The organism is Rhodococcus sp. CH91 (genome assembly GCF_022554085.1).
In the GTDB taxonomy this organism is placed as follows: domain Bacteria; phylum Actinomycetota; class Actinomycetes; order Mycobacteriales; family Mycobacteriaceae; genus Rhodococcus.
Window position 1 is genome coordinate 75,776 of sequence record NZ_JAKFYR010000001.1, and the last position, 12,560, is coordinate 88,335.

Sequence of the window (12,560 nt, forward strand, 5' to 3'; positions counted from 1 at the left end):
AGCGCACCGGCAGACACGAGTCACCGCCACCACCGTTCGAGAACGCGGGCCACCCCGTCCTCGACGTTGGTGGCGGTGACTTCGTCTGCGACCGACTTCGCCTCCGGATGGGCGTTCTCCATCGCCACCCCGTGGTGCGCCATCGACAGCATGGGGATGTCGTTGGGCATGTCCCCGAAGGCGACGAGGTCTTCGGGGGAGACACCCAGATGCCCGGCCAGCTCGCGAAGACCGGAGGCCTTCGTCACGCCCGCAGCGGATATCTCGATGAGCCCGTGGGTGGTCGAGTAGGTGACGTCGACCAGCCCGTGCAGCTTCGGAACGAGAGCCTCCGCCATCTCTCGGCTGGTCGCGCCGGGCAGCCGGACGAGCAGCTTGACGGCGGGCTCACCGATGACCTCGTGCTCGGCGAGCTCGGTGTTGTCCGGATTCAGCCAGGCGTGCTCGTAACCCGGAGCACTGACGAACTGCGGTGTCGCCGCATCGTGGGCGCTCTCCCCCACCCGCTCCGCCGCCAGTCCACAACCCGGAAGCACCGACGAGGCCACGTCGGCCAGCCACGCCAGTTCGTCGACCCCGAGCACCCTGGCACCGAGCACACGGTCGGTGGCACTGTCGTAGAGCACAGCGCCGTTGGCGCACACCGCCATCGGCGCATAACCGAGTTCGTCGACCACCGGCTCGATCCAGCGCGGCGGACGGCCGGTGGCCAGGACGAAGGGCGTTCCGGACTCGATCACCGCATGCACCGCGGCCCGGGTGCGATCGGACACCTTCTCGTTGTCGTCGATCAGAGTACCGTCGACGTCGGTCGCCACAAGGCTGGGACGCGGGGCGTCGGGCCGGGAGTGCCGGGATGTGCCACTCGACTGTGCGTTCACTCCGTCATTGTGCCGAAGTACCACGCTCGTCACCCGTCGCACCGTCGCGCTCGTCCGCACGGACACCGTCGCGCTCGGCACGTTCGCGTGCCTTCCGCGCCCGGCGCTCGGCGGCTGCCGCCTCGTCCTGGGCGGTCGCTTCTTCGAGGGTGGGCGCGGACCCGCCGAGACGGCGGGGAACCCAGTAGGCGCCCTGCTCGTGCACGTAACCGTCCTGCACCCGATGGAGCATCGCTTCCATCGTTGCGTGCAACTGCGCGGTCATCTCCGCCGCAGGCTCGTACGGCGCGATGGGAGCACCCACCTCGATCGTGATCGGAGTGTTGGTGCGGCCGAGCCGCTTCGGGTGCCCCTTGGTCCACACCCGCTGCGACCCCCAGACGATCATGGGAATCACCGGCACGCCGGCCTCGTTCGCCATCCGAGCCGCGCCCGACCGGAACGCCTTGAGCTCGAAGCTGCGGCTGATCGTCTCCTCCGGGAACACGCCCACGAGCTCCCCCGCGCGCAGCGCCTCCACGGCGAGCCGGTAGGACTCGCGCGCGTCGCCGCGATCGACCGGGATGTGCTTCATCGCCCGCATCATGGGCCCGGAGATCTTGTGATCGAAGACCTCCTTCTTCGCCATGAAGCGGACGTACCGCTTCGTGGCGCGAGCCGGGATCCCGGCGTAGGTGAAGTCCATGTAGCCGGTGTGGTTGATGGCGATCACCGCCCCGCCGGTCGCCGGGATGTTCTCCTCCCCGGTGATCGTGAATTTCAGCCCTTGCGCTGCGAAGAGCGTGCGAGCGACACCGATGATGCTCCGATAGAAGGGTTCCACGCGGTCAGCCTAGCCCGGCTCCTCGACGGTGCCCATCGCATCGGGCCGGGCACCGCGTGGGCGGGGTGGTGAGGTGCCGACGCAGTGGCCTCTTCCGGCTGCCCCTACCCTGGAAGGCACGTAGGTCAGCACGTCAGGAGGCAGAAGGTGCAGATCACCAGCGTCGGACACGCCGGTTTCCACATCCGGACCGAGGCGGGCTCCATCCTGTGCGATCCGTGGGTGACCCCCGCGTATTTCGCCTCGTGGGTGCCCTTCCCCGACAACACGGGTCTCGACTGGGACGCCCTCGGCGACGTCGACTATCTCTACGTGTCGCACCTGCACAAGGACCACTTCGATCCCGACACGCTGAGCAAGCACGTCAACAAGGATGCGACCGTCCTGCTGCCCGACTATCCCGTTCCGGATCTGCGTCGCGAACTCGAGAAGCTCGGCTTCACGAAGTTCTTCGAGACCACCGATTCGGTGAAGCACACGGTCTCGGGCCCCAAGGGTGATCTGGACATCATGATCATCGCCTTGCGCGCGCCTGCGGACGGGCCGATCGGTGATTCCGGCCTCGTCGTATCCGACGGTGAGACCACCGTGTTCAACATGAACGACGCGCGGCCGATCGACATGGACGTGATGCTCGACGCGTTCGGAAAGATCGACATCCATCTGCTGCAGTACTCGGGGGCCATCTGGTACCCGATGGTCTACGACATCCCCAAGAAGACGAAGGCCAATTTCGGCAAGCAGAAGCGTCAGCGCGGGATGGATCGTTGCCGCAGCTACATCGACCAGGTCGACGCCACCTGGATCGTGCCGTCGGCCGGCCCGCCGGTCTTCCTCGACGACGACCTGCGCGACCTCAACGACGACCACGGCGACGAAGGCAACATCTTCCCCGACCAGCAGGTCTTCCTCGAGCAGTTGCGGATCCACGGTCGCGACGGCGGACTGCTGATGATCCCCGGCTCGGTGGTGGATCTGAAGGGCAGTGAGCACATGACGCTCACGCACCCGATCCCCGACGAGCAGGTCGAGGCGATCTTCACCGACAAGGCCTCCTACATCGAGGACATGGCGAAGCGTTTCGCACCGGTCATCGCGGCGCAGAAGGCCACCTGGGCCCCGGCCGAGGGCGAGCCGCTGCTGCCCGCGCTCAAGGCGAAGTTCGAACCGATCATGGCGCAGTCCGATCTCATCTGCGACGGCATCGGTTATCCCGTCGGTCTCGTGATGGGCGACGAGACGGCGGTCCTCGACTTCCCCAAGCGCATCGTGCGTGAGCCGGTGGAGGGAGAAGGCAAGTACCGCTACGGTTTCCGCATCGCGCCCGAGTTGGTGCGTACGGTGCTGCGCGACGACGAGCCCGACTGGGTGAACACGATCTTCCTGTCGACGCGCTTCACGGCGTGGCGCATCGGCGGTTACAACGAGTTCCTCTACACCTTCTTCAAGTGCCTGACCGACGAACGCATCGCGTACGCCGACGGCTGGTTCGCCGAAGCCCACGACGATTCGGCGTCGATCGAGCTCGGCGGCTACGAGGTCCAGCGTCGCTGTCCCCACCTGAAGGCCGACCTGTCGAAGTTCGGTGTGGTGGACGGCACGACCCTGACGTGCAATCTGCACGGCTGGCAGTGGGATCTCGAGACCGGGCGCTGCAAGACGTCGAAGGGACACGAGCTGCGCAGCAGCAAGCTGTGAGCGGAAACATCCGCGTCCCTGCGCCTTCACCGCGCAAGCGGGTGCCCGCGCCCGATCGGTGCGTTCCCACTCCGCCCGAGGCCGCACGCCGGTCGCGGGTGAAGCGCGACGGCACACCGGTGTTCACCGCCGACGGTGACGGCTGGATCGCTACCTTCACCGTGGGCGCGGAGCGGCTGCCGTCCTCCACCGGCGCGGTGTTCCTCGACGTCAACTGCGTGACCGACCGCAGCCGGCTCGCCGAAGGCACGATGCGGCGTGATCCGGACGGCAGGTCGTGGACGCATTCGGTCCGGGTCCCGGCGGGATGGCGCGGTTCGTACGCCTTCATCGTGTCGGACGCGCCGATCGGAGGACCCGCTGAAGGCCAGGACGAACGTGAGTGGTGGATCCGGTTCCGCCGCAACGCCACCGGCTCTCGCGAGGGCGCAGCGCCCGATGCGCCTCCGCAGCGGCTGCGGACCGGTGCGGCGCCGGCCGGGACACTCCGCACGTCGATCGTGACACTCGACGGAACCCCGCGCCGGGTTCACAGCTATGCGCCACCGAACCCCGGTCGTCACACCGTGATGCTGTTCGACGGAGACGAGATTCTCTCCCACGGAGTTCTTTCCGCATTCGACGGCCCGGCCGCCCCGGCGCGGGTGCTGGCCGTCGAACACGTGGCAGCCGAAGGTGCGCGCCGCAACGTCCGCGCCTCCGACCTGACCGCCAACCCGCGGTTCCGCGACGAACTTCTCGCCTTCGCCGACGGACCGGTCGTCGTCGGCGGCTGCTCCTACGGCGGGCTCGCATCGATGTACTTCGCGTTGACCCGCCCGGACGTCGTGGCGGGCGCGGCATGCCTGTCGCCGTCGATGTGGTGGCACGACGAGCAGGGACGCGATGTCCCCACGATCGCGGATGCCGATCGTGGCGGCACGGTGCCCATCCTCTGCGAGGCCGGTTCGCTGGAGTGGATGATGCTCGACGAGATCGCCGCGGCCGTGGACCGTCTCGATCGTGCCGGGCATCCCGTCCGAGCAGGGTGGTTCGCCGGCGGTCACGATTGGATCCAGTGGCGTGAGCGTCTTCCTGCCCTCGTCGTCGACCTGCTCCTCGGGCATCACGTCCCGGAGGCCCGGCCGGCCGGCACCGGAGGAAGCAACCTCGGCGCGACCAGTCCCAGGCAGACGACCGGAAGCACGGTCACCGCGACCAGCACCGACATGGGCAGCCACACCGAGCCGAGCGCATAACCGGCGAACACGGCCACCGACAACACCTCGCTCGCCAGGCCGACGACGGAGGAGACGGTCGCCCTGGCCCGACCGGACATCGTGTCCTGCAGACGCGCCTCCGCGACGATCGCCGTGTTGTGCAGAGCGCCGTAACCCACGCCGATCGCCGTGAATCCCGCGATCCCCCCGACGAGCGCACCCCCCGCGATCAGTATCGACCCGAAGACCACGAGGGCGCCCATCGTGCGGCCGCTCATCGAGGCCGTCCGCCCGGCCGTCGCAGCCCCGACGACCTGGCCGGCGGCCGTCAGCGCGACCAGCACGGGCACGAACCCGGTGCCCGCACCGGACTCACGCGCGAGGAGACCGAAGTACTCGTCGAAAGCCAGGCACGCGAGCAGCGCCGCTGCCAGGACCACCGATCGGCGCACCGCCCGGTCGGTGCGGATCTCGGACGCCCCGGTGCGGAGCGACGACATGTAGCGCGCGAGGACGGTGTCACCATGTCCGTCGATCTCGTCGGTGGCCTCTGCTTTCGGAGCCGCGGGCAGCGTCCCCACGAGCGCGATGCCGACGACGGTGATCGCGACCGACACCCACCCGACGAGTGCGTATCCGCCGAGGTCGAACAACGGGGCCGCCGTGAGGATCGCGAGCAGCACGCACGTCGTCTCACCGGCGTTCGCGTAGCCCATCACGGCCGCGTAGCGATGCTCCTCGCCGCGCGCGGCGAGTTCGTCGTAGACGAGCGCCTCGAAGGTGCCGGACTTCATCGATTCGCTCACGCCCCACAGGACGAAACCGAGCGCGAATCCCCAATAGGTGGGCCAGACCAGCCATGTGGTGAACCCTGCGGTGAACAGCACCCCGCTGCCCATCAGGAGGCCGCGCCGAGACACGGTGTCGGCCCATGCCCCCGAAGGCACCTCCGCGACGAACGCGACGACAGACCACAGGACGAACAACGAGGAGATGGCGGCCGCGTCGAGACCGTGGTCCTCGAACAGCAGGGCGTACAGGCCGTAGAGCGGCACGAACTCGCGGACGGACGCGTACGCGACCACCCGCGCCATGGGCGACCTCACCGGGTCGGATCAACGTCGTCGGCGCATGAGACGAGAATGGCACGTCCGGCCCCGCATGTCACGGCCCGGACCATCGGATACGGTCGGTCACCGTGAGTACGGACGAGGAACGGCAGCGGCAGCGCACCTACACCTGGGAGGATCCGGCACCGACGTCGGCGGCCAACCGCGACATGCACGGCCTCGACTTCCTCCGCGGCGTGATCGACGGGACGATCCCGCACCACCCCACCGCCCGGACCCTGGGTTTCACCGTCACCGACGCGCGGGAGGGTTTCGCGGAGGTCACCATCGAGCCCCGGGAGTTCCACGCGAACGCCGTGGGCAGCATCCACGGCGGAGTGCTCGCCACACTGTTCGACACCGCGATGGGTTTCTGTGTCGCGAGTACTCTCGAGGCCGGCGTCGGCTACACCACGCTGGACCTGCAGGTGCGCTACATCCGGCCGGTGCAGACCGGCAGAGGCATCGTCCGGGTGCAGGGTTTCTGCGAACACACGGGAGGTCGCACCGCGACCGCGCGAGGAGAGGCCCGTGACGCGGACGGCCGCCTGCTCGCGACGGCGTCGTCCACCTGCCTCATCCTGCGCTGAGCTCGGCCGCGCGGCTCGAGGCCGAGATCAGCCCTGGGGTTCGAGCACCTCGCGACCCACGAACGGAACGAGGGCCTCGGGAACCTTCACCGAGCCGTCGGCCTGCTGATGATTCTCGAGCAGAGCGACGAGCCAGCGGGTGGTCGCGAGCGTGCCGTTGAGAGTCGCGGCGGTCTGCGGCTTGCCGTTCTCGTCGCGGTACCGGATGTTCAGGCGGCGGGCCTGGAAGGTCGTGCAGTTCGAGGTCGACGTGAGCTCGCGGTAGCGCTCCTGCGTGGGCACCCAGGCCTCGCAGTCGAACTTGCGGGACGCCGACGAGCCGAGATCACCGGCGGCGACGTCGATGACGCGGTACGGCACGTCGATGGCGGCGAGCATCTCCCGCTCCCAGGCCAGCAGTCGTTCGTGTTCGGCGGCGGCCTCGTCGGGCTTGCAGTAGACGAACATCTCGACCTTGTCGAACTGGTGCACTCGGATGATGCCGCGGGTGTCCTTGCCGTAGCTTCCCGCTTCACGACGGAAGCACGACGACCAGCCCGCGTACCGCTTCGGCCCCGTGGACAGGTCGAGGATCTCGCCGGAGTGGTAGCCCGCCAGCGGCACCTCGGAGGTGCCCACGAGGTAGAGGTCGTCCTCCTCGAGCCGGTACACCTCGTCGGCGTGCTGACCGAGGAAACCGGTGCCCTGCATGACCTCGGGGCGCACGAGCACGGGCGGGATCATCATCGTGAACCCGTTCGCCGTGGCCTTCTGCGCGGCGAGCTGCAGCAGACCCAGTTGCAGCAGTGCACCGTAACCGGTGAGGAAGTAGAAGCGCGCACCCGAGACCTTGGCGCCACGCTCCATGTCGATCAGCCCCAGCGACTCGCCGAGCGCGAGGTGATCCTTCGGCTCGAAGTCGAAGGTGGGCAGCTCGCCCACGGTCTCGAGCGTGACGAAGTCGTCCTCGCCGCCCGCGGGCACGCCTTCGGCGACGACGTTGGAGATGGCCAGGTGGGCCCGCTCGAAGGCTTCCTGGGCGGCGTTCTGCTCGGCCTCGAGTTCCTTGACCCGGGCGGCAAGCTCCTTCGAGCCGTCGAGCAACGCGGTCCGCTCCTCGGGGGACGCCTTGCCGACCTTCTTGCCCAGTGCCTTCTGCTCGGCGCGCGCGTTGTCGCCGGCGAGGACCGCGGCACGGCGGGAGGCGTCGGCTTCGAGCAGAGCGTCGACGAGACCGGGGTCCTCCCCCCGCATGCGCTGCGACTCGCGGACGGTGTCGGGATTCTCGCGGAGGAACTTGAGGTCGATCACGACTTCGAAGCCTACCGCTGCCAGTATTCGAGGTAGTGGTCGCGCCCGAACATCTTCGCCGTGTCCTCGGCGGTGGGGTGTCCGTGACGCGGGTTCGCTCCGGCCTCGCTCAGCACCCGCACGACGTCGTCGGCGCCCTTGAACACCGCGCCCGCGAGGGGTGACTGGCCGCGATCGTTGAGACGATCGATATCGGCTCCCCGATCGACGAGGGCCTGTACGGCCTCGGCGTGCCCGTGATAGGACGCCAGCATGAGGAGCGTGTCCCCTGTCTCGTTGGTCAGGTTCACCGGGACGCCGGCGTCGACGTACGCGGTGAGGGTCTCGACGTCTCCCCCACGCGCTGCGTCGAAGGTGTGCTGGGCGATCTCCAGGATGTGCGGATCGATCGGGTCGTCGGCCATACGCCGAAACTACCTGCGTTCCCCCGGACAGGCATGATGGAAGTGATGGCCGAAGACAACAAGCCCCAGCCCGATCGGCGCCCACCCTCGGCGCGATTGACCCGCCGCGCCCTGGTTCTCGTCGCGGCCGGTGCCGTGCTCGCGGCGATCGCCACCTTCGTCGTCGCCGGCTTCGAGGGTGCCGACGGCGGAGGCGAGAGCGGCAGCGCAGGCGTCAGCACCACCGGGGCAGTCGCGGGGGAAGCGTTCGGAACCGCCACCGCAGGGGACTGCCTCACCTGGAGCGCCCTCGATGCGAGCGACCTCGCGAAGGTCGACTGCGCCGAGACCCACCTGTTCGAGGTGGTGGCCGACATCGACCTGAGCATGTATCCCGGCACCGAGTGGGGGCCGGGCTCGCGGTTCCCCTCGGTGACGCGCTTCACCGAGCTCCGCGACGAATTGTGTGCGCCCGCGGCACTGGACTATCTCGACGGCCGGTTCGATCCGCACGGCAAGTTCAGTGTCGGTCTCATCAATCCCGGCGAAGCAGGCTGGGCGGCCGGTGAGCGCACCCTGCGGTGCGGCCTGCAGTTCTCCTCGACCACCGGCAACCTGCTCCCCATCCAGGGTCGTGTCGCCGACCAGGACCAGTCACGCGCGTGGGATGTCGGGGTGTGCATCGGGATCAACAACGGTGTCCCCGCCGACCCGGTGGAGTGCTCGAAACCGCACGCCTTCGAGGTGGTCGCGGTCGTCGACCTGGCCGCGCAGTTCCCCGGTGGCCTGCCGAGCATCGAGGACCAGGACCGCTATCTGGAGGAGACCTGCACGCGTCTGGTCGGTGAGTATCTGGGGGACCCGAACGCGCTGCGCAACAAGACGCTGACGCTGTTCTGGGACAACCTCGACTACGACAGCTGGCTCGCCGGCAGTCGTCGCGTGAACTGTTCGATCGGCAAGCAGGTCGAAGGCGGCGGCTTCTCGTCGATCACCGGGAGCGCCAAGGGCGACATCCTCATCGACGGTCAGCCTCCCGTCGCACCACCACCCGTGCCGGAAGGACGGTCGCTGCCGACGCCGCTGCCGGGCGCCGTCCCCCTGCCGGGGTCGTGACATGCCGGTGGACATGAGGGACGAGCATTTCGAGGAGCTCGTCTCGGAGGCACTCGACGAGATCCCCCACGAACTCGCGCAGGCGATCGACAACGTCGTGATCCTGGTCGAACCGCGGCACGACGAGGAACCGGATCTGCTGGGTCTGTATCAGGGCATCGCGCTCACGGAACGCGACAGTCACTATGCGGGATCGCTACCGGACACGATCACGATCTACCGCGACGCGATCCTCGACATCTGCGAGACCGACGAGGATGTCGTACACGAGGTGCTCGTCACCGTCGTCCACGAAATCGCGCACTATTTCGGAATCGACGAAGAGCGCCTGCACCAGCTGGGCTGGGGCTGAGGCGCTCTACGCGGTCGGGCGGTACCGGGCGGGGTGCTACCTGCTGTCGCGTGCGGCGGGGGTCTTCTCAAGGCTCGCGCCCTTGGCCTTGCGCTGGCCGAAGTGCGGGTTGATCGTCGAGACGACGAACATGATGATGGTCCCGAGGACGACGATGGCCACGGTGAGCCACACGACGATGACGCCGAAGAGTTCCAACATGCCCGGTTACCTCCACAGTCGATGTCACTTCGAGGCAAACGGCATCCGTCCGCCCCGGGTCACCCTATCGTCCGTGCCCGGTGACCTCGTCACCGGGCACCGGCGAGACCCGGGTCAGAGGGCGGTGTAGTGCGCGAGCTTCGGCGCTCCGGCCAGAAGAGGTCCGAGATCGGTGATCGCGCCCTCGCCCGCCCGGAACGTGCGGTAGGCGGCGTCGTGCTCTGCCGAACGCCACTTCTCCACGACCACCCAGCGCGCCTCGTTCTGCTGATCCACGAGGATCTCGATGCCCTCGCATCCGTCGAACTGCCGGGTCTCGTCGAGTACGCGCGTCATGACCTTCTTCGCGTCGTCGAGGGAGTCGGCCTTGAATTCGAGTTCGAGCAGAGCGGTGAGCGCCATGGGAAGCCTTCCGTGAGGTCGTATGCGGTGAGGTCGTATGTGACTGCCCTCACCACATTTCCCGATCCGGGAGAACAGCGCAATACCTCTCCGGGAACGTCGTTATCCGCGCGGTGGCCTACTCCGCGAGCGTCGGCAGCACGTGATGTTCGAGCAACGGCGCCAGGTCGCCGGGCAGGGGAACGACGCCGGGATCCAGCCACCGCGTCTCCTCGATCTCGGCGGAGGCTCCGGCGACCTCCACGAGCGGATGCTCGTACACCGTTCCCTCGATCCGGTAGCCGGGTTCGTTGGCGGCGTCCGCGTCGAAGACCCCGATCAGGCGCAGCGATCCCGGATCGAGCTCCGCACCGAGTTCCTCGGCGCACTCACGGACGGCGGTCTCGGCGGGCGTCTCCCCCGGATCGGGTTTTCCGCCGGGCAGCATGAACCGGGCCGTGTTCTTCTTCCGCACAGTGAGCACTTCACCTGCGTCGTTGCGGAGAACGACGGCACTGACACGAATCACCCGGTCCTGAGTCACCGGATCATCGTAGGCGTCTCAGAACAGGCTGTAGCCACCGTCGACGAGCGTGGAGCTGCCCGTCTGGAAGGACGACGCATCGTCGGCGAGATACACGGCGATGCCCTCGAAATCCTCGGGTGTGCCCCACCGTCCCATCGGCACCCGGGAGATCACGTGGGAGTTGAAGGCGTCGGAATCCTGCAGTTCGCCGGTCATGTCGGTCGCGATCCAGCCGGGCAGCACGCTGTTCACCCGGATCCGGTGCCGCGCGAATTCGACGGCACATCCGTTCGCGAGCGCGAGCACCGCGGCCTTGCTCGCGGCATACGGCTGGTTGCGCCCGGCTCCCTGCAGCGCACCGAGGCTCGACGTGACGATCATCGAGCCTCCGGTGCCCTGCTCGACCAGCACCCGCGAGGTCTCCCGCATCGTGAAATAGGCACCGTCGAGGTTGGTGGACAGGACCGCGCGGTACCGCGCGGTGGTCGATTCGTGGAATTTCTGCAGCGACGAGCCGATCCCCGCGTTGACCACCACCACGTCGAGCCCGCCGAGCAGGTCGACGACGGCCGCGACGCCGTCGGTCACGGCCTGCTCGTCGGAGACGTCGACCGACCGCGTGGCCACCTGCCCGCCGAACCGGCCGATGTCCGCCGCCGCGTCGGCGAGCTTGTCCTCGCTCCGGCCCCACAGCACGACATCGGCGCCGGCGCGGGCGAGACCGCGTGCCATGCCGAGGCCGATCCCGGCGGAGCCACCGGTGACGAGAGCGCGCTTGCCTGTCAGGTCGAACATCGAGTCCCCTTCTTCCCGGCCGATCCGTGTCATCCGGTCGTACGCCGACTTCTAGGCGTACTTCGAGGCGATGTCGCGGCCGATGATCTCCTTCATGATCTCGGTCGTGCCACCGTAGATCGTCTGGATGCGCGCATCGACATAGGCGCGGCCGATCGGGTACTCCATCATGTATCCGTATCCGCCGTGCAGCTGCACGCAGCGGTCGACCACGCGCTTCTGCAGTTCCGTCGCCCACCATTTGGCCTTCGACGCATCCACCGGCGTGAGCTCACCGGCGTTCAGTGCGAGCACGCAGCGGTCGACATGCGACTCGGTGATCTCGATCTCGGTGAGCATCTCGGCGAGCACGAACCGGGTGTTCTGCAGGTCGCCGATCGCCCGGCCGAAAGCCTTCCGCTCGAAGACGTACTGCGCGGTCCACTCGTAGGCCGCACGCGCGGAGGTGATCGCACTGACGGCGATCCCGATACGTTCGAGCGGGAGATTCTCCATCAGGTGCACGAACCCGCGGCCCTCGGTACCGAGCAGATTCTCCGCGGGAACGCGTGCATCCTCGAATACGAGCTCGGCCGTGTCCTGTGCGGCGAGCCCGACCTTGTGGAGCTTGCGGCCCCGGCCGAAACCGGGCGTGTCGCGCTCGACGACGACGAGGGAGAGCCCCTTGGAGCCGGCACTCGGATCGGTCCGGCACACCACGATGACGAGGTCCGAGTGGATGCCGTTCGTGATGAACGTCTTCTGCCCGTTGATCACCCAGTCGTCACCGTCGCGCACGGCGGTGGTCTTCACGCCCTGCAGATCGGATCCGGCACCGGGTTCGGTCATCGCGATGGCACCGATGCGTTCGCCGGTGGCGAGTTTCGGCAACCAGCGGGCCTTCTGTTCCTCGGTGCCGAGGTGCAGGATGTACGGGATCGTGATGTCGTCCTGCAGGGCGAGTCCCGCACCGAAGGAGGTCGTGCCGGTCCGGGCGATCTCCTCCTGCACGACATGCCGGAAGCGGTAGTCGGTCACCCCCGAACCACCGAATTCCTCGGGAACTCCGAGGCCGACGATGCCGGACTTGCCGGCCGCGATCCATGCCGACCGGTCGACGAGACGTTCTTCCTCCCACCGCTCGTAGTTCGGTTCGATCTCGCGGGCGAGGAATTCGCGCACGGTCTCCCGGTACGCCTCGTGATCGTCGTCGAAGTGGGTGCGTTTCATGGCTTCT

14 protein-coding genes and 1 pseudogene are annotated in these 12,560 nt (G+C 67.9%); 5 read left to right on the forward strand and 10 right to left on the reverse strand.

What is annotated here, in order from left to right:
• Positions 1-20: 20 nt before the first annotated feature.
• A complete protein-coding gene (locus MOM01_RS00290; protein WP_241383397.1) occupies positions 21-881 on the reverse strand; it encodes an HAD family hydrolase in 861 nt (286 codons plus the stop codon).
• Between the two features lie 4 nt (positions 882-885).
• A complete protein-coding gene (locus MOM01_RS00295; protein WP_241383398.1) occupies positions 886-1,704 on the reverse strand; it encodes a lysophospholipid acyltransferase family protein in 819 nt (272 codons plus the stop codon).
• A 147-nt stretch (positions 1,705-1,851) separates the two neighbouring features.
• Between MOM01_RS00295 and MOM01_RS00300 the strand changes: the two genes are divergently transcribed.
• Together MOM01_RS00300 and MOM01_RS00305 are read left to right on the forward strand one after the other, a co-directional pair.
• Positions 1,852-3,402, forward strand: a complete 1,551-nt coding sequence (locus MOM01_RS00300) for a Rieske 2Fe-2S domain-containing protein (RefSeq protein ID WP_241383399.1) — start codon at positions 1,852-1,854, stop codon at positions 3,400-3,402.
• Positions 3,403-3,563: 161 nt separating this feature from the next.
• Positions 3,564-4,475 (forward strand): annotated as a pseudogene (locus MOM01_RS00305) (alpha/beta hydrolase-fold protein); the annotation flags it as partial.
• Positions 4,476-4,507: 32 nt separating this feature from the next.
• Here MOM01_RS00305 and MOM01_RS00310 read toward each other — a convergent pair.
• On the reverse strand, positions 4,508-5,695 hold the full coding sequence (locus MOM01_RS00310; protein WP_241383400.1) for an MFS transporter: 1,188 nt from the start codon (positions 5,693-5,695) through the stop codon (positions 4,508-4,510).
• Positions 5,696-5,799: 104 nt separating this feature from the next.
• Between MOM01_RS00310 and MOM01_RS00315 the strand changes: the two genes are divergently transcribed.
• Positions 5,800-6,300, forward strand: a complete 501-nt coding sequence (locus MOM01_RS00315; RefSeq protein WP_374112237.1) for a PaaI family thioesterase — start codon at positions 5,800-5,802, stop codon at positions 6,298-6,300.
• A gap of 27 nt (positions 6,301-6,327) precedes the next feature.
• Here the strand turns inward: MOM01_RS00315 and serS are convergent, their stop codons facing one another.
• Positions 6,328-7,590 carry a serine--tRNA ligase gene (gene serS, locus MOM01_RS00320; RefSeq protein WP_241383401.1) on the reverse strand — a complete coding sequence of 421 codons (1,263 nt, stop codon included), beginning with the start codon at positions 7,588-7,590 and terminating at the stop codon, positions 6,328-6,330.
• An 11-nt stretch (positions 7,591-7,601) separates the two neighbouring features.
• Complete coding sequence (locus MOM01_RS00325; protein WP_241383402.1) at positions 7,602-7,994, reverse strand: ankyrin repeat domain-containing protein; 393 nt, start codon at positions 7,992-7,994, stop codon at positions 7,602-7,604.
• Between the two features lie 36 nt (positions 7,995-8,030).
• Between MOM01_RS00325 and MOM01_RS00330 the strand changes: the two genes are divergently transcribed.
• Together MOM01_RS00330 and MOM01_RS00335 are read left to right on the forward strand one after the other, a co-directional pair.
• Positions 8,031-9,089, forward strand: a complete 1,059-nt coding sequence (locus tag MOM01_RS00330; RefSeq protein ID WP_374112250.1) for a septum formation family protein — start codon at positions 8,031-8,033, stop codon at positions 9,087-9,089.
• A 13-nt stretch (positions 9,090-9,102) separates the two neighbouring features.
• A complete protein-coding gene (locus MOM01_RS00335) occupies positions 9,103-9,441 on the forward strand; it encodes a metallopeptidase family protein (RefSeq protein WP_241384014.1) in 339 nt (112 codons plus the stop codon).
• 36 nt (positions 9,442-9,477) lie between these two features.
• Here the strand turns inward: MOM01_RS00335 and MOM01_RS00340 are convergent, their stop codons facing one another.
• The 5 genes from MOM01_RS00340 to MOM01_RS00360 form a co-directional block, all read right to left on the reverse strand.
• Entirely contained in the window at positions 9,478-9,642 is a 165-nt protein-coding gene (locus MOM01_RS00340; RefSeq protein WP_241383404.1) for a hypothetical protein, read from the reverse strand.
• Between the two features lie 114 nt (positions 9,643-9,756).
• Positions 9,757-10,044, reverse strand: coding sequence for a putative quinol monooxygenase (locus MOM01_RS00345; protein WP_241383405.1), 288 nt, complete (start codon positions 10,042-10,044; stop codon positions 9,757-9,759).
• Positions 10,045-10,162: 118 nt separating this feature from the next.
• Positions 10,163-10,567 carry an NUDIX hydrolase gene (locus MOM01_RS00350; protein ID WP_241383406.1) on the reverse strand — a complete coding sequence of 135 codons (405 nt, stop codon included), beginning with the start codon at positions 10,565-10,567 and terminating at the stop codon, positions 10,163-10,165.
• 18 nt (positions 10,568-10,585) lie between these two features.
• Positions 10,586-11,344 carry an SDR family NAD(P)-dependent oxidoreductase gene (locus MOM01_RS00355; protein ID WP_241383407.1) on the reverse strand — a complete coding sequence of 253 codons (759 nt, stop codon included), beginning with the start codon at positions 11,342-11,344 and terminating at the stop codon, positions 10,586-10,588.
• Between the two features lie 51 nt (positions 11,345-11,395).
• Positions 11,396-12,553 carry an acyl-CoA dehydrogenase family protein gene (locus tag MOM01_RS00360; protein WP_241383408.1) on the reverse strand — a complete coding sequence of 386 codons (1,158 nt, stop codon included), beginning with the start codon at positions 12,551-12,553 and terminating at the stop codon, positions 11,396-11,398.
• Positions 12,554-12,560 lie beyond the last annotated feature (7 nt).

Bases quoted from the DNA above. Each gene is read 5' to 3' on its own strand.
- MOM01_RS00310 (WP_241383400.1), bottom strand. From the start codon at position 5,695: ATGGCGCGGGTGGTCGCGTACGCGTCCGTCCGCGAGTTCGTGCCGCTC.
- MOM01_RS00325 (WP_241383402.1), bottom strand. From the start codon at position 7,994: ATGGCCGACGACCCGATCGATCCGCACATCCTGGAGATCGCCCAGCAC.
- MOM01_RS00330 (WP_374112250.1), top strand. From the start codon at position 8,031: ATGGAAGTGATGGCCGAAGACAACAAGCCCCAGCCCGATCGGCGCCCA.
- MOM01_RS00335 (WP_241384014.1), top strand. From the start codon at position 9,103: ATGAGGGACGAGCATTTCGAGGAGCTCGTCTCGGAGGCACTCGACGAG.
- MOM01_RS00340 (WP_241383404.1), bottom strand. From the start codon at position 9,642: ATGTTGGAACTCTTCGGCGTCATCGTCGTGTGGCTCACCGTGGCCATC.
- MOM01_RS00345 (WP_241383405.1), bottom strand. From the start codon at position 10,044: ATGGCGCTCACCGCTCTGCTCGAACTCGAATTCAAGGCCGACTCCCTC.
- MOM01_RS00355 (WP_241383407.1), bottom strand. From the start codon at position 11,344: ATGTTCGACCTGACAGGCAAGCGCGCTCTCGTCACCGGTGGCTCCGCC.
- MOM01_RS00360 (WP_241383408.1), bottom strand. From the start codon at position 12,553: ATGAAACGCACCCACTTCGACGACGATCACGAGGCGTACCGGGAGACC.